Genomic DNA, 15,855 nt, shown 5'->3' with positions numbered 1-15,855 from the left:
AGTAAGTACTTTAGTGCTTATTTTCTAAGCACTAAAGTGCTTACTACGAACTTGCTTACCCATAAATTTAAACTTGACAGATTATTATATTTATTTCTATTGATATGCTTATTATTAAATCTAAACAGCTTAACTGGGTGATGTTCTTCTTGCTGGGCATAGGGTATTTCAGTGTTATGTCTCATTTAGAAATCAACTACTTCTTAAAAAGCTTCATTGTCATCATGCCAATGCAGGTGGTAGCTATTATTTATGTAACTTACCTACGCTGGAGCCGACGTTGACACTCAACGAAGTACGATAAATTAATAATTTTAATATGGTTGACATTGAGTCGTAGTCCGATATTTCGCTTACGCTCAAATTAGAGACGCTTTTAGTCAGGCGTTGAATTTCTGTAGCGAATCTAAACACTTGCCATGCAACTTCTCCCAAAAACTAAGCTAGCCCCAGAACTTGACCCAATCTTAGAGAAAATTATTCTAGATGTTGGGGGCATGAAGTGCGCTGGGTGTGTGAGCGCAGTAGAGCGACAGCTAACCCAACATCCAGGAGTCAAGAGTGCCTGTGTGAACCTGGCCACAGAGGTAGCAGTTGTAGAGTCAGAAACTGGTGCAGTAGATGCAGATGCACTAGCACAGCGATTAACAGCCGTTGGATTCCCGACTCAACAGAGAAAAGCTAGTGGCACAGTCGCAGGCGAGATATCAACCTTACCAGACCCAGCAGAACGACAACGCCGCGAGATGCGTTCTTCACTGAGGCAGTTAGCGATCGCTGCGATGTTGCTGGTATTGTCAGGAAGTGGACATTTTGGTAATCTTGGTAGCTCAGTGCTGCCAGTACTAAATAACATCTGGTTTCACTGTGGATTGGCGACAGTGGCGCTATTAATTCCCGGTCGTCCCATTTTAGTAGATGGCTGGCTAGGCTGGCGGCGAAATGCGCCCAATATGAACACCCTAGTGGGATTGGGAACGCTGACAGCTTACATTGCTAGTTTAGTAGCGCTGCTTTTTCCCCAAATGGGTTGGGAGTGCTTCTTTGACGAACCAGTAATGATGCTGGGCTTTATTCTCTTAGGAAGGACATTAGAGCAACAAGCTAGAGGACGCGCTGCCGCTGCATTTAGGAAACTGCTAGCACTCCAGCCACTCTTAGCGCGATTGATTGCCAACCCAGAGAAAGGAGGAGTGGGATCTTCTAGTGTAGAGATTCCTGCTGAACAGGTGCGTGTCGGTGAATGGTTACAAGTGCTGCCAGGTGATAAAATCCCTGTCGATGGTGAAGTGGTAGTTGGTCAGACAACGGTCGATGAGTCAATGCTGACTGGGGAAGCCGTGCCAGTAATCAAGCAACCAGGAGATATGGTTACAGGGGGGACGCTAAACCAGTCAGGAGCGATCGCTATTCAGGCAACCCGTATTGGAAGTGATACAACTCTAGCTCAAATCGTCGCTTTAGTAGAAGCCGCCCAAACTCGAAAAGCTCCAGTACAAAAATTAGCAGATACAGTCGCTGGTTACTTTACCTATGGGGTGCTGACAGCATCTATATTAACATTTGTCTTTTGGTACTTTTTCGGCACTCATATCTGGACTGATATCACCATGTCTGGTGGTATGGAAATGATCAGCCACGCTGACCACTCCGTAGAGACGCGATTAATCGCGTCTCTACCCACTCCCCACTCCCCCCTATTAATCAGCTTAAAACTAGCGATCGCAGTTATGGTAGTCGCCTGTCCCTGTGCTTTAGGACTTGCCACACCAACAGCGATTCTTGTCGGCACTGCGATGGGTGCAGAACGGGGTCTGTTAATCAAAGGCGGCGACGTTTTAGAAAAAGTACACCAACTAGACACTGTAGTTTTTGATAAAACAGGTACTCTGACCACAGGTAATCCCATAGTTACAGACTGTCTGTTAATTGAGGGATTGGCGACTGGGGACTGGGGACTGGGAGCTGGGGAAGAGGCAGAAGAGCAGGAGAAGAATAACAATGCCCAATGCCCAATACTTCTCTACGAGAGGCTGCGCCAACGACTTCGCTCAGTACAAGTGCCCAATGCCCAATCCCTAATACAACTAGCAGCAGCCGTAGAAAGCGGTACTCACCACCCCCTAGCAAGAGCGATTCAGCAAGAAGCACAACGGCAGGAGTTATCTATTCCAGAGGCTGTGGACTTTCACACCGAACCAGGACTAGGGGTGTCTGCTGTGGTAGAGGGGACAGTTGTATTGTTAGGTAACTGGGACTGGTTGAATTGGCACGGTATTGCCATTAGTGAAATTGCACAACAAATAGCACAAGATTTAGCAACAGATGGTAAAACAGTCGTTTGCGTAGCAATTGGGGGAACTTTAGCCGGACTGATTGCTGTTTCTGATACCCTCAGACCAGATGCCCAATCCACTGTAAACAAATTGCGTCAGATGGGCTTACGGGTAATGTTGCTCAGTGGCGATCGCCCAGAAGCAGCTAGCGCGATCGCCAAACAACTAGGATTAGATAGCGCTGATGTAATCGCAGGTGTCCCCCCAGCGAAAAAAGCGGCGGCAATACAAGCCCTCCAGTTAGAAGGCACAAGGCGACAAGGAGGACAAGGAGGACAAGGAGGCAAGGCGACAAAGAAAACTCCTAACTCCCCACTCCTAACTCCTAACTCCTCACTCCCCACTCCCCACTCCCCACTCCCATTCGGCTACGCTCACGGCAAGCCCACTCCCCACTCAGTAGTTGCAATGGTAGGAGATGGAATCAACGATGCTCCAGCTTTATCCCAAGCAGATGTCGGAATTGCTTTACACTCCGGCACAGATGTGGCGATGGAAACGGCTGAAATTATCTTAATGCGCGATCGCTTAAACGATGTCGTCGAATCTATTCAGCTTAGTCGCGCCACCTTCAACAAAATCCGCCAAAATTTATTCTGGGCTTTTGCATATAATACAATTGGCATTCCTTTAGCAGCTGGTGTTTTGTTCCCTAGTCTAGGTTTTGTCCTTAACCCATCTGGTGCTGCTGCATTAATGGCTTTTAGCTCTGTTAGCGTCGTCACAAACTCAATATTATTACGGCGATTAGCTCATCACCCGTAAAATGCTCTTTTGTATGTAAAATTTCCCAGCACAAATCTTGGTTATTCCCATATAAAGTTGAACTGAGTCGCCCCGTCAGTTTTTACGCACGGAGCCGACAAAACCTCTTGAAACACCTACTAAAGCTATCATAGCTACTGGAGTAGAACGGCCATGTTCTACTCTTTCAAGGTATTATGCAACTTTAAAGCTTATTTAGATCAGCACCACAGACTTATGGTGCGCCAGAATCGCAGGATACAATACTAAACAAATCTTGATTTATCACAGTTGCACCGATTTGTCAATGGCAGCAGAACCCAATGAAAACCATCTACTGATTATTGAAGACGATCAAGGTCGCAAAGAATTTTCTCTGGATCACCCCGTCTACTCTATCGGTAGAGACCGCGATTGTGATATCCGTTTGATGTCGCAGTTTGTCTCACGCCGCCATGCCACATTAGTGAGATTGCCACGAGGGCATAATAGTCATAGCTACTATTACCGGATTGTAGATGGCGATGCTAAAGGTAAGCCTAGTTCTAACGGTTTGATGATTAATGGACGTAAGATACCAGCCCACGATCTCAGAAATGAAGATGAGATTGTTTTTGGTCCTCAAGTACGTGCCATTTATTACCTTTTAAGAGATACTCAGCGTTTGGGACAAACGGATTCGAGCGAATACGACATTACACTAATAAACCCCGGTATGACCGAGGATTTAGAGGATATAGGAGACTGAATTATAACTAGCATTAACAATTCAAAATTCAAAACCTTTTTAGAGGATGTTTGAAAAGTCCTCTTATTGGTAGCAAAACGTTTTAGCTCCCGCTAAATCCCTCGATAAATTGGGCGACTTTAATTCCGGTTCTCCCCCTTTTTAAGGGGGGTTAGGGGGGATCAACAAGTGCCTAAAATCACAGTTAACTACTTATCAAACATCCTCTCAGACGGAGCGAAAAGTTTGGTCATCTCCCATGCGCTAAAGCGTCTTCAAGAGTTGGGGCGACGCTTTAGAGATTTCCAACAAATAAATTATCCAATCTTGTGGGGTGGGCATCTTGCCCGCCTTTAGCTATGGGCAGGCAAGATGCCTACCCCACAATAAGTAGTTGAGTATTTTTTTACTTGAAAGTTCCTTAGCGGATAGCGCAACGATCGCAATCAGCGTCTGAGGGTTTCCCTCATGAACACCTTTTCAAGACAGAGAAGTGCCTGGTGCTCTTAAATAGCCTTGTGGCAATTTCTCTTGATTTAAACCCCGACTAGAAACTGATACTACGTGTAAAGCTAGGGTTCTTAAACCCTTTAATTTACGACAACAGCCAAAGAATTCCACCAGATGAAACTGTGGGAGTGTCAATTAAATCACTCATTAAAGCTATTATCCTGCAAGACTTTCAATCAAATGCCAATGACGGCTACTTTCAATAGCCTGCTTGATGAATTCAAACATTTGTCGGCAGTAATTATCTAGTTTAAGTGGTAGTTCTTCATTTTTAATCACAATACTCATCCGGGTTTCTGTTTCAGTAGATTTTGATTTATCAATCAGTACTTCTATTGTTACCAACTTAGGAAAAGGAACATTGCCAGGAACCTCACGAGCGATAATGTACTCGCCCGTATGGTATTGAATATCCAACTGAGAGTCCTGTAGAAGTTCTACAAGTAACGGCTGGAGATGGTCACTAGGAACAGAAACAATAAATGAACAGGTATAGCGAGCCATAATAGCCCCACGCCTTGCAACACTCCGTCCATCCTATAATACCGAAGTATATAAATGTAAAGTCATTAAAAAAGCAAAGTTTTGACTTTTGAGATCAAGCATTACCAAAATATACAGTCACATCTGTTCTATCCATAAGGAAATTGCCGTAAGCTGAAAGTTTGATCAAAAACTTTACAATAAAGCTTTGGCTGAGGTAGGAAATGAAAGTCGCAATTACTGGAGCAACAGGATTTGTCGGTAGTATTTTAGTACAACGACTCCACGGTGAAGGTCATAAAATAGTAGTATTAACTCGGAACACCGCCTTTGCTCAAAAGGTTTTTCCATCTGAGGCTTTCTCTAATCTAGAAATTGTTGCCTATACACCAAATACATCTGGTTCTTGGCAAGGTGTCATTGCTAGTTGTGATAGCATAGCTAATTTGGCAGGAGAACCAATTGGTGAAGGACGCTGGACACCAGAACGCAAACAAGAAATCCTCAATAGCCGAAAGCTAGGTACACAAAAAATAGTTGAAGCAATAGCCAACGCTAACCCCAAGCCAACTGTATTAATTAACGCTTCGGCTATTGGCTACTATGGCACCAGTGAAACGGCTAGCTTTGATGAAGCAAGTCTATCTGGTAATGATTTTCTCGCTCAAGTCTGCCAAGCCTGGGAAGCAGAAGCGAAAAAGGTAAAAGATGCTGGTGTACGATTGGTAATTCTCCGTTTTGGGATTGTTCTAGGTAATGGTGGTGCTTTAGGTAAAATGATTCCGGCTTTCAAACTCTTCGCTGGTGGACCGATTGGCAGTGGCCGACAGTGGTTCTCATGGATTCACGTAGATGATTTAGTTAACTTGATTCTGCAAGCTTTAACTAAACCGGAAATAGAAGGTGTATATAATGCCACTGCCCCTAACCCAGTCCGAATGGCAGATTTAAGCCAAACTTTGGGAGGAGTCATGAATCGCCCTTCTTGGTTGCCCGTTCCTAGTTTTGCGATCGAAGCTCTTTTAGGAGACGGGGCTATAGTAGTTTTAGAAGGTCAGCAAGTCATCCCGAAACGCACCGTGGAAACAGGCTTTGAGTACAAATATCCTAATTTAAAATCAGCGTTAACACAAATTCTTACAAGTTAAAAGGGAGTGGGGAGTGGGGAGATGAGGGAGATGAGGGGGATTAGGGAGATATAAGCAATGCCCAATCCCCAATGCCCCATGCCCCATGCCTAATTCTTTGACTATTGACTAGAGAGAAATTTTCTGGAAACCCAACTGATAATACCGCTGAGAATGGCACCGCCCATGAGAATGCCAATTGCTGGGTTAAACAAGGGTTGCCACAGTTTATGCCATAAATCCAAACCCAGGTTTACTCCCGCAGCATCTCCGATCGCAGCAACAGCTAACCAGCCAAAGCCAAAGAAAACTAAAAAAACATCTGCGACTAAAACCATGTTTAGCCAATTCAACAATTTATCTTTCATCTATCGTTTGATCTAATCGCACAAAATTTTAGGAATAGTAACTTAGGACTATTAACTAAGTGATGGGTAAGTGAGAAGTCAGGATTGCAGGCTTGAATTTAACTTCTAACTCCTCACTCCTCACTCCTCATTCTTCAAACAGCCAATTTTTAACTTTTGTCAAACTCTGCCAATCTGGTTTTCTACTTAAACCGTCTTCAATACTATTTTTTATTTCATCACTCCATTCTTCATTCACATAAATTAACTGTTGTGCTATGTCAATGTGTTCCCGCAAACCTTTTTGCCCTGTTTCCAGCATTGCTAAGGCGAGATTGACTCTCGCCTGGGGATCTTGTGGGTTTAATTTGACTGCTTTCTGTGCAGCTTTGTAAGCCAAGTTGGGTTTGTTATCGAGTAGATATAACCACGCTAAACAAACCCAAGCAGCACTAGTTTTCGGAGAGCGATCGCACACTTCTTTAAACACAGGTATTAAAGAATCTACTGCTTCTCCGGCTTTATAGCGTTCTAAACCTGTATCAAATAGGGAGTCAACTGTATTAGTCATTGGTCATTAGTCATTAGTCATTGGTCATTAGTCATTTGTCTTTCGTCCAATGACAAGGGACAAATGACAAAAGACTATATTACACCCCAAATGACTTGCCGCAACCGCAAGTTTGGTTGGCATTGGGGTTAGTAAATTGAAAGCCACCGCCAATCATGGCATCGCTATAATCGAGCATTAAACCGTAGAGATATAATAGACTCTTGCGATCGCTGACAATTTTGAAGCCATCATAGTCAAAAACTTCATCCTGCGGGGTAATCTTGCTACTGTCTTCAAAGTCCATCATGTAAGACATCCCAGAACAGCCACCCTGACGCACTCCTACCCGTAAGCAGAAGTCTGTCCCTTGCCTGTCCCGCAGAGATTTTACTTGGTGCAATGCGGCTTCGCTCAACAGAATTCCGCGTTCTTGAGCCTGAATTGCTTGTGTCATCTGCTTTTTCAACTCCTTAATTAGTCTAAGTGTTACTTTATATCGGCTTATTAATGCCTCTGGGTTGTCGTTGAGTGTTTTTATATTTATTCTAGCGGCTTAGATATCGCTAGATGCCATAATTCTAAACACTCCGTCAAAAGCAGCCAAAGATTTTTATTCTAGAATTGAGAGACTTAGTGTGTTTATACATTCGGTATTTTTTGAAGTTCAAGCCTTGCGGCAGCCTGAGAAGCAACTACCCTTCAGGTGCAGCTATCAAAACTTAATCCGAGGCTAGCTATCCCTCAAAGTCTACTTCCAAATTGCTTCTTTTGATTAACTTACTCTATGACAAGTTTTAATCGCTCTACCAGTCGTCGGTTAAAGAAATTAACTCAAATTCCTTCTGTATGGGAGGGCGATCGCCGTCCGTTGTCATCACCAAACCAGCACTCAGACTCAGAGGCAAAGGGAGAATGCATTCTTTGGGTAGATTACTCTCAAGGTGTTGTCCGAGGAATGGACGTCGTAGCTTCAGATATCGGACCAGAAGCAATAGTTCGCACCTTAATGCAAGCAATGGAGCATCCCCAGAGTCCGGCAAGACCTGCCAGACCCCAAAGAATTGTAGTCAAAGACCGCGAGATCCAATTTTACCTGCGGGGAGTGCTGCAAGATTTGGATATCGCCATTGACTACGCACCAGAACTACCTTTGATTGATGAACTCTTTCGGGCATTTGCCGACCTCCTCGATAGTGAAACCCCCGACTTACCCCCAGAGTATGCCCAAATCTTGCGAGAGAAAGCATTTGCAATTTGGCAAGCAGCACCTTGGGAATTTTTGGAAGAACAGCAAATTTTGTCAATTGAGATTAATCAGTGGGATGTTGGCACACTTTACGCCTCAGTCATGGGAATGCTGGGAATGGAGTATGGGATTTTGTTTTATCGGTCAGAAGAGTCTTTAAAACAGTTTCGCGCCGCAGTTTTAATAGATGAAGAATCAACGGAGCATTTAGAAGAAGCGTTCCTCAAGCAAGATTGCCTGTTTCTCACTTTCGAGAGTGCTGATCAAACCGATGAAGATGAGGATGAAGCAGATGATTTGGCGGATCTGCCATTATCAGAAATTGACCCCACCTTCGGGAATATCCACCCCTTAGAAGGATTGCGGTCTGTTTTGTATGATGAAGAAGCACTGGTAATGTTCGTTGCGATCGAAAGCTTGAGCCGCTTTATTCGCGATCACCGTCGCCAGCTTCATGAAGATATCCTCCCTACCCTCAGCCGTCGCTATCGCATTTCTCTGCCGCAGTCGGAAGAATCAACTAAATCTTTGGCTGTGACAGTCTCTACCATGCCACAGTTAGCAGCAGAATTAGAGGAAATGGCAGGCTTTGATGTCGGTGATCAGGAGATTGAGAACGCTGATTCACCGTCTTTCCAAGCATTGCAAGATGACTTGATACCAGAAGATTCCTTCCTCACCTTAGGTGTGGTGTCCTGGGAAATGTTAGAATACCTGCCGAAGGGGGCCAGTAACCATCAGGCTGGTGAAATCAAGCAAGTGGGTGACGGTTTGCCGGTGATTTTAATTCAAACTTCCCGGCCTAAGGCTAAGATTGTAATTGAAAGAATTGAAGCAGCAGGCGGACTCAAAGCAATTTGCTTTAATCCAGGTGCCGACCCCTTGGATGGCGATCGCTACGACCTGGGTTTATTACAAACTCAAAATGGTGAATTGTTCCTATTCGGTGAATTTTTAGATGAAGATCCGATTCATGTAGAAGCCCGAAAAAAATGGAATCAGCGCTGTAAAAATACTAAGGGCTACTGTGGCTTAATCATTGCCAAAGGACTAACGGGAGCCTCCCGTGGCAATCCTCAGTTACGAGATATGATGGCTTTGTTTGAAGGGCGTAGGCAAAGCCCGCAATTCGACTTGGCTCAGTGACCACCGTAGGCATCGCTTTCACCTAAAGATTTAGGTATTGGCACTCTCCAACTGATGCCCCAACTTAAATTGGAATAGTTACACGAATTCTGGCGATCGCGTATTTGATTCGCATATTGACTGGATTCATTACTGTTAGCGGATAGCGAGGGTTTAGCCCGTGCTGAGTGAAGTAAAAAGTACTCAGGATTTTATTTTTGCATTTGTACATGCCCCACCCCCTTCTAGGCGGTCTTTCAACTCAGCACTCTTCATCTGCGTACCTCTCAGGGCGTGGCACTTTGTAATGCATATTCATGTATCAATACGCTTGGGTTAAGAAAAATAGCTTTGTTGGGTAGAGCAATAGCGAAACCCAACAAATGGTTGATAATCTTGGGTTAGCCGGCGGGATCTTGCTACGTTCCTCAAACGCAACAGCTTACTAAATAGGCGACGACTGATTAGAAGTTAACTTTACCTCAATTTCATGAAGTACCTGTATTCTCATATTTTTCCAGTCATTTCATTTGGATATTTGTCAGTATAAATAACTACAATTCGCTAAAAATTTATCTGCAAGGTTCGGTTTAATCAAACCTAGCTGACCAATTAGATATTGGAATCTTTTTTTTAACAAGTTTTTGAGTTCAGCATCTTGTTATGTATCGATATCATTAAGCAAAAGCTTAGATGATATCTTTTTCTCTGTAATTTTTTTATAAAGAACCAAAATGAGCTTATTTAGTGTCTAAATGAAGATTATTTAAAGTCCGTAAATAATGGCTATAATGAACAGACTACCGAAAAAGATTGAAACCTACAATTATTTTTATGGGTATATTTAACAAATAATAAATAGTTGTAACTCAGAAGTTTATTGCCAGTAATTTATCTCTGAGTTTAAATCTGACCATCAGGTTTGCTGTCCGATTTTTAGCACCATAAATGGCTAATAATGATTGATATAGTCTCAAAATAGATGAATACGAACAAAGGCGAAAAAACCCTGAGTTAAAAGCAAACTATATCGCTAGAGTGAGGATAAAAAATATATAAAATTTCATCGTATCTTTACGGAAAGTTCATGTAAAAGCATCAAACAAAATTAAAATATGATCATCGGCAACAGCCAACTAACATCATATCTGTAATGGATGCAGATGAGTGTTTGTAGGAGAGCGATCGCTTATTTACCTACTTTTTAAGTGATTATTCACGAGCTACACACACCACTCTAACCCGCCTGTAAGTCAGCATTTCAGCATGATCATCATTTAGAAGCTTTATTCTCTGGTGTTGTCCCAGATGTTCTCTCCAAGCGGGTTTAGCGAACTTGGTTAAGAGAGAAGGTCAAATGCTTTCAATGGAGAATAATTTTAGAAATCTTGATTTAGTCAACAGTAGGTGTCTAAAATTAATTTATCAAATTTCATTGTCAGCCTTGACTCATGCTGTTAGCGGGGTTATTAGCTTCATCAGCAAGTCTATACTATTTTGGCTGTCACAATAGTAACAAATAAAGTATAATTTTTTGATTTTCTTAGAAAATGATGAATCCTTAGACCAAACGAACATTTTTAATCTTAATAATATTACTTGTTTCCTGAGACAAACTCATGATAATGTAATCGGCCTTCTATTTAGTTAGATTCTTTCAATGATCTAAAATATACAGCAAATAGCATGACAATGACCAATAAAAAATGGGCAGTTAAACGTATAACAGTGAATCTCGCAACACAGGAAGCGGAAAAACTAGAAAAATATTGCGAACTAACAGGTAGACCCGCAACCGACGTGATTCGTGAATTGATTAGAAGTTTGCCTGTCTCCGACGACAGCAAAGATGTAAATAGGTAAGAAAATGCTTTCATAACTTATCTAGATAACTGCTTTACGGCCAAAAAAATAGCTATGAGACTTTTTTGAGTCCGCCGCAATGGACAAGAGTTTGTCGAGCTGATACAGACGCGTTTTTCTCGCGTCTGATCATTTGCCGGGACTAAAAAAGTGATCAAAGAAGTTTTAATATTGACATTCCTATGCCTTAATATGCTGGTGGAGTTGATATGAAGGCAAATTCCGACACCAACGCAGTTACAATCTGTAAAGAAGCTGAAAAGGGACGACGGAATGCGCGTTGCAATCGTAGGTGCGGGACTAGCTGGGCTAGCAACGGCAGTATATCTAGCTGATGCTGGTTGTGAAGTAGAGATTTTTGAATCTCGTCCGTTTGTGGGTGGTAAAGTTAGTAGTTGGGTTGATGGCGATGGCAACCATCTAGAAATGGGCTTGCATGTATTTTTCGGGTGCTACTACGAACTATTTGAGTTGATGGAGAAAGTGGGGGTGTTAGAAAACTTACGTATTAAGGAACATACCCACACTTTTATTAATAAAGGAGGGCGCACTGGTGCTTTAGATTTTCGCTTCCTTACAGGTGCGCCTTTCAATGGGTTAAAGGCATTTTTTACTACTTCCCAACTATCATTGCAGGATAAATTGCAAAATGCGATCGCTTTGGGTACTAGTCCAATAGTTCGCGGATTGGTAGACTTTAAGGGGGCGATGAAAACCATCCGTAAATTAGATAAAATTAGCTTTGCCGACTGGTTCCGCAGTCACGGTGGGAGTAATGGCAGCATCAAGCGCCTGTGGAACCCCATCGCCTACGCATTGGGATTTATTGATTGCGAAAATATGTCTGCCCGTTGTATGTTAACAATATTCCAGTTATTTGCAGTCAGAACTGAAGCTTCAGTTTTGCGAATGCTGGAAGGTTCTCCCTCTGAGTATTTACACAAGCCCATTCTGGAATATCTGGAAGTTAGAGGCACAAAAGTTTACACGCGTCGGCAAGTGCGAGAAATTCAGTTTACTGAGTCAGACGAACAAACGCGCGTCAATGGTATAGTAGTTGCCCAAGGTGATAGCGTAGAAACTATCACTGCTGATGCTTACGTCTTTGCCTGTGATGTTCCAGGAATTCAACGCATCCTCCCCCATGAGTGGCGTAAGTGGTCAGAATTTGACAATATTTACAAACTGGATACAGTGCCAGTGGCTACAGTGCAGTTACGCTTCGATGGTTGGGTAACAGAACTGAATGATGGAGAGGAACGTAAACAGCTAAATCATGCGGCTGGAATCGATAATTTACTTTACACAGCCGATGCTGACTTTTCTTGTTTTGCGGATTTGGCGTTGACTAGCCCTGCTGATTATTATCGCCCAGGACAGGGATCTTTGTTACAGCTAGTGCTGACACCGGGAGATCCGTTTATTGCCCAAACTAATGAAGCGATCGCCCAGCATGTCCTCAAGCAAGTCCATGAACTGTTTCCCTCGTCACGGGAGCTAAATATGACTTGGTACAGTGTAGTAAAACTTGCTCAGTCTCTCTACCGAGAAGCGCCAGGGATGGATACGTACCGTCCCAACCAAAAAACACCAGTAGATAATTTCTTCCTTGCAGGGAGTTATACTCAGCAAGACTACATCGACAGCATGGAAGGTGCTACTATTTCTGGACGGCGTGCGGCTAAAGTGATATTGGAGAGTTTGAAGAGATAACGTAGAGATGCAGTGGCTTGCCGCAGGCTACTGCAAAGGGCGCAAAGAATGCGATCGCAAAGCGTCTCATAGAGAAGGAAGAGAGAATGTCAGATTGGTTAGAGCATACTGTGCAGGTAGAAGTAGACGCTCCTATAGATTTAGTCTGGAGCCTCTGGTCTGATTTGGAGCAAATGCCCCGATGGATGAAGTGGATTGATTCGGTGAAAGTTCCGCCAGATAATCCAGATATATCTATTTGGAAACTGAAGACGGGCAGTTTAGAATTTACTTGGAAATCCCGAATTCTCAAAGTTATTCCCAACCAAATTATCCAATGGGAATCAATTGATGGTTTGCCGAATCAGGGAGCGATTCGCTTTTACGATCGCAACGGTAGTAGCGTTGTCAAAATGACCATTTCCTACGCCATCCCCGGCATTATTGGCAAAATTATGGATAACTTATTTTTGGGACGGGTAGTCGAATCGACAATTCAAGCTGATTTGGAAAGGTTTAAAGAATACGCGCTGAATATTAAAGCTAATTGATATAGATAGCAAAAACAGGCAGTAGGAAACAAACTATAAAAGTTTCTTACTGTCTGATAGAAAAATATAGATTTTTTTATGATAAAATGCGTCCTATTTGTTGCAGTTCAGAAACATCAAAATCTTTGTCTAGAGAATTAGCCTCAGTTGGGCTATCTTGTAAGAAATTTTTTCAGAATGGCTTATCAAAGTAATTACTTAAATACAAATAACGACATATATTCATCAAATTAACACGCATGGAACCTTCCCATGTTCTACGATAATGATTTTCAAGAGCGTAAAAGGTAATATTTTCTTTTGCCAGCCATTTCTTGTCCAATAATTCTGCCACATCTTTTACTTGCTCGTAACTTACACTATATGTCTCATATCCACAACTCGGCACCAGTACCAAACCATTGCCCTAACCGTAATGCCGTGTCAGCAGTAATTGCCCGTTCACCATTAATTATTTCAGTAATCCGATTTGTTGGGACATGAAGGATACGTGCTAACTCACTTGCGCTCATCTGCAATTCATCAAGCTCATCAGCAAGAATTTTCCAGGATGCATGGGTGGACGTGACATCTTGTTCTCTTTAACAGGGGCGACGTTACCAAGTTGGGTCACTAAACAAATTAATCGTCAATTCTTCGCGTGGCGGTACTGCGGTGATACAAGCGCGGATGATTTCTCCATCCTCTAATTCGACGGTGCAAGCGTGACAAGACCCCATAAGACAACCGGTGGGAATAAATACCCCCGCCCGGTCTGCTACATCTAAGAGGGCTTCTCCCACTTCGGCATTTACTGTGACATCATCTGGTAAAAAGCGGACACGAACAATCATCAATGTTACGTATTTAATTTAGTATTGTCATTTGTCCTTTGTCCTTTGCAAATAACTAATACTTCTCTACGAGAGGCTGCGCCAACGACTACGCTCAGTACAAGTGACCAATGACTAATGATATTTTTATGCACTTTAGCTTAAGACAAAAACGGAGTTAAGTCTAAATGGCTTTCAACTTCAGTGGCTAGAGAGTCCAAAATCTGCTCTCGCTGTTCCCGGTAGTTAGCAACACCAGTAGGCAAAGATTTTAAACCTCGCTGTTGACGGAGGCGATTTAACCAAGCCCGTCGCCAAGGGCCATTGTCAAAAAGCCCGTGCAGGTAACTACCCCAGACTGATTGACAACTATCCACTAACCCTAAATTAATATCGTCAAATAAGGCATGGTAAGATTGCGGATCTATGCCTTGCTGTTCGATGCGCGATCGCCCTTGGTGGATTTCAAAGCCATTGACTGGCAAGCCCTGTTGCGGATAATTTGAGCTAACTTGACGCTGACGGGCGATTTTTTGTCCTGTAATTACAGTTCTGATTGGTAAAAGATTTAACGCTTGAAATCTGCCAGCTTGTCCCTCTATCCCTTCTGGATCAGCGATGATTTGACCGAGCATTTGATAGCCGCCACAGATACCTAAAACTGTTCCGCCAGAAGCAGCATAGTGTTGGATAGCTTCTGCCATACCGCTTTTTTGCAGCAGTAGCAAATCAGCGATTGTAGTCTTTGTACCTGGGATAATCACGGCATCAGGATGTCCTAAATCTTGCTTAGGACTGAGGTATTTTACAGAAACTGTGCTTTCTGATTCGAGTGGGTCAAAGTCAGTGAAGTTGGCAATTCTGGGTAAGCGGATGACGGCAATATTGAGGTCAGCTTGGGCTTTATTCGACGACGATTGACGTTCTAGCAGATCAAGGGAGTCTTCGGCTGGAAAGACATCTTGTAAGTAAGGTATAACACCGATAACGGGGATACCTGTACGTTCTTCTAACCATTTTATTCCCGGATCTAGGAGCGATCGCTGTCCTCGAAACTTATTAATTACTACACCCTTAATTAAGGCGCGTTCATCTGGTTCTAATAACTCTAGAGTACCTACGACATGGGCAAAAGCACCACCCCGGTCAATATCGACTACTAACATCGTTGGCGCGTTCAAATATTTTGCCACCCGCATATTAGTTAAGTCGCGGTGCTTGAGGTTAATTTCTGCTGGACTACCAGCACCTTCACAAACTACCAAGTCAAATTCTGTTCCTAAATGCTGTAGCGATTCTTCAATTGTCCGCCACCCCAGATCAAAATATTGCTCGTAGTAATCTGAGGCACTGACTTTGCCTACAGACCGGCCTTTGATAATTACTTGGCAAGTCATATCCCCTTGGGGTTTGAGTAAAATTGGGTTCATTTCTACCCAAGGCACGACTCCCGCGGCCCAAGCTTGTACTGCTTGGGCATAGCCAATTTCTCCACCACTGGCAGTGACATAAGCATTTAAAGCCATGTTTTGACCTTTAAAGGGAGCCACTCGCCAACCACGCCGCGACAGAATGCGACAAATAGCTGTAGTTAAAAATGATTTCCCTGCATGGGATGTTGTCCCCACTACCATAATTGATTTCATAGTCGCTATTAGTTAGTTTTTCGAGATACAGGGTGAATTTTTAGGAGCAAACAACAGGGGAGCAGGGGGAGATGAGGGAGATGAACTATACAC

Annotated in this window: 13 protein-coding genes and 1 pseudogene; 7 read left to right on the top strand and 7 right to left on the bottom strand. The window is 43.1% G+C overall.

The window, feature by feature from the left end; all coding sequences use genetic code 11:
- Positions 1-419 precede the first annotated feature (419 nt).
- Positions 420-3,101 (top strand): heavy metal translocating P-type ATPase, encoded by a 2,682-nt coding sequence (locus ACYTXL_RS06375; RefSeq protein WP_461923967.1) that lies wholly within the window; start codon positions 420-422, stop codon positions 3,099-3,101.
- Positions 3,102-3,387: 286 nt separating this feature from the next.
- Positions 3,388-3,828: an FHA domain-containing protein gene (locus tag ACYTXL_RS06370; protein WP_461924010.1), complete on the top strand. Its 441-nt coding sequence runs from the start codon at positions 3,388-3,390 to the stop codon at positions 3,826-3,828.
- Between the two features lie 645 nt (positions 3,829-4,473).
- Here ACYTXL_RS06370 and ACYTXL_RS06365 read toward each other — a convergent pair.
- Positions 4,474-4,821 carry a hypothetical protein gene (locus ACYTXL_RS06365; RefSeq protein WP_292802484.1) on the bottom strand — a complete coding sequence of 116 codons (348 nt, stop codon included), beginning with the start codon at positions 4,819-4,821 and terminating at the stop codon, positions 4,474-4,476.
- Between the two features lie 203 nt (positions 4,822-5,024).
- Between ACYTXL_RS06365 and thyD the strand changes: the two genes are divergently transcribed.
- Complete coding sequence (gene thyD / locus ACYTXL_RS06360; RefSeq protein WP_461923966.1) at positions 5,025-5,948, top strand: thylakoid membrane protein ThyD; 924 nt, start codon at positions 5,025-5,027, stop codon at positions 5,946-5,948.
- A 101-nt stretch (positions 5,949-6,049) separates the two neighbouring features.
- On the opposite strand, the gene ACYTXL_RS06355 is transcribed toward thyD, so the two are convergent.
- From ACYTXL_RS06355 to ACYTXL_RS06345, 3 genes are all read right to left on the bottom strand, one after another.
- The gene (locus tag ACYTXL_RS06355) at positions 6,050-6,295 is read right to left on the bottom strand and encodes a hypothetical protein (protein WP_461923965.1); all 246 of its coding nucleotides are present in this window, start codon (positions 6,293-6,295) and stop codon (positions 6,050-6,052) included.
- A gap of 127 nt (positions 6,296-6,422) precedes the next feature.
- The gene (locus tag ACYTXL_RS06350) at positions 6,423-6,845 is read right to left on the bottom strand and encodes a tetratricopeptide repeat protein (RefSeq protein WP_334791304.1); all 423 of its coding nucleotides are present in this window, start codon (positions 6,843-6,845) and stop codon (positions 6,423-6,425) included.
- A gap of 79 nt (positions 6,846-6,924) precedes the next feature.
- A complete protein-coding gene (locus tag ACYTXL_RS06345) occupies positions 6,925-7,281 on the bottom strand; it encodes an iron-sulfur cluster assembly accessory protein (protein ID WP_292802497.1) in 357 nt (118 codons plus the stop codon).
- A 330-nt stretch (positions 7,282-7,611) separates the two neighbouring features.
- On the opposite strand from ACYTXL_RS06345, the pseudogene ACYTXL_RS06340 reads away from it, so the two are divergent.
- The 4 genes and pseudogenes from ACYTXL_RS06340 (at position 7,612) to ACYTXL_RS06325 (ending at position 13,304) form a co-directional block, all read left to right on the top strand.
- Positions 7,612-9,297: pseudogene (locus tag ACYTXL_RS06340) on the top strand (DUF6930 domain-containing protein).
- 1,587 nt (positions 9,298-10,884) lie between these two features.
- Entirely contained in the window at positions 10,885-11,061 is a 177-nt protein-coding gene (locus ACYTXL_RS06335; RefSeq protein WP_292802505.1) for a ribbon-helix-helix domain-containing protein, read from the top strand.
- A gap of 273 nt (positions 11,062-11,334) precedes the next feature.
- The gene (gene zds, locus ACYTXL_RS06330) at positions 11,335-12,774 is read left to right on the top strand and encodes a 9,9'-di-cis-zeta-carotene desaturase (protein ID WP_461923964.1); all 1,440 of its coding nucleotides are present in this window, start codon (positions 11,335-11,337) and stop codon (positions 12,772-12,774) included.
- Positions 12,775-12,860: 86 nt separating this feature from the next.
- Positions 12,861-13,304, top strand: coding sequence for an SRPBCC family protein (locus ACYTXL_RS06325; protein WP_461923963.1), 444 nt, complete (start codon positions 12,861-12,863; stop codon positions 13,302-13,304).
- 368 nt (positions 13,305-13,672) lie between these two features.
- Here the strand turns inward: ACYTXL_RS06325 and ACYTXL_RS06320 are convergent, their stop codons facing one another.
- The 3 genes from ACYTXL_RS06320 to cobQ form a co-directional block, all read right to left on the bottom strand.
- Positions 13,673-13,816 (bottom strand): HigA family addiction module antitoxin, encoded by a 144-nt coding sequence (locus tag ACYTXL_RS06320; RefSeq protein WP_461923962.1) that lies wholly within the window; start codon positions 13,814-13,816, stop codon positions 13,673-13,675.
- An 84-nt stretch (positions 13,817-13,900) separates the two neighbouring features.
- Positions 13,901-14,137 carry a 2Fe-2S iron-sulfur cluster-binding protein gene (locus tag ACYTXL_RS06315; RefSeq protein ID WP_335126610.1) on the bottom strand — a complete coding sequence of 79 codons (237 nt, stop codon included), beginning with the start codon at positions 14,135-14,137 and terminating at the stop codon, positions 13,901-13,903.
- Between the two features lie 140 nt (positions 14,138-14,277).
- On the bottom strand, positions 14,278-15,762 hold the full coding sequence (gene cobQ, locus ACYTXL_RS06310) for a cobyric acid synthase CobQ (RefSeq protein ID WP_461923961.1): 1,485 nt from the start codon (positions 15,760-15,762) through the stop codon (positions 14,278-14,280).
- Positions 15,763-15,855 lie beyond the last annotated feature (93 nt).

It is taken from the genome of Nostoc sp. (assembly GCF_054880495.1).
The sequence above is the reverse complement of the archived record's forward strand: the minus strand, read 5'-3'. Positions and strand labels throughout refer to the sequence as shown.

Coding starts and splice junctions, on each gene's coding strand:
- ACYTXL_RS06375 (WP_461923967.1), top strand. CDS start 420: ATGCAACTTCTCCCAAAAACTAAGCTAGCCCCAGAACTTGACCCAATC.
- zds (WP_461923964.1), top strand. CDS start 11,335: ATGCGCGTTGCAATCGTAGGTGCGGGACTAGCTGGGCTAGCAACGGCA.
- ACYTXL_RS06370 (WP_461924010.1), top strand. CDS start 3,388: ATGGCAGCAGAACCCAATGAAAACCATCTACTGATTATTGAAGACGAT.
- ACYTXL_RS06315 (WP_335126610.1), bottom strand. CDS start 14,137: ATGATTGTTCGTGTCCGCTTTTTACCAGATGATGTCACAGTAAATGCC.
- ACYTXL_RS06365 (WP_292802484.1), bottom strand. CDS start 4,821: ATGGCTCGCTATACCTGTTCATTTATTGTTTCTGTTCCTAGTGACCAT.
- ACYTXL_RS06350 (WP_334791304.1), bottom strand. CDS start 6,845: ATGACTAATACAGTTGACTCCCTATTTGATACAGGTTTAGAACGCTAT.
- ACYTXL_RS06335 (WP_292802505.1), top strand. CDS start 10,885: ATGACAATGACCAATAAAAAATGGGCAGTTAAACGTATAACAGTGAAT.
- ACYTXL_RS06325 (WP_461923963.1), top strand. CDS start 12,861: ATGTCAGATTGGTTAGAGCATACTGTGCAGGTAGAAGTAGACGCTCCT.
- cobQ (WP_461923961.1), bottom strand. CDS start 15,762: ATGAAATCAATTATGGTAGTGGGGACAACATCCCATGCAGGGAAATCA.
- ACYTXL_RS06345 (WP_292802497.1), bottom strand. CDS start 7,281: ATGACACAAGCAATTCAGGCTCAAGAACGCGGAATTCTGTTGAGCGAA.
- ACYTXL_RS06320 (WP_461923962.1), bottom strand. CDS start 13,816: ATGAGCGCAAGTGAGTTAGCACGTATCCTTCATGTCCCAACAAATCGG.
- ACYTXL_RS06355 (WP_461923965.1), bottom strand. CDS start 6,295: ATGAAAGATAAATTGTTGAATTGGCTAAACATGGTTTTAGTCGCAGAT.
- thyD (WP_461923966.1), top strand. CDS start 5,025: ATGAAAGTCGCAATTACTGGAGCAACAGGATTTGTCGGTAGTATTTTA.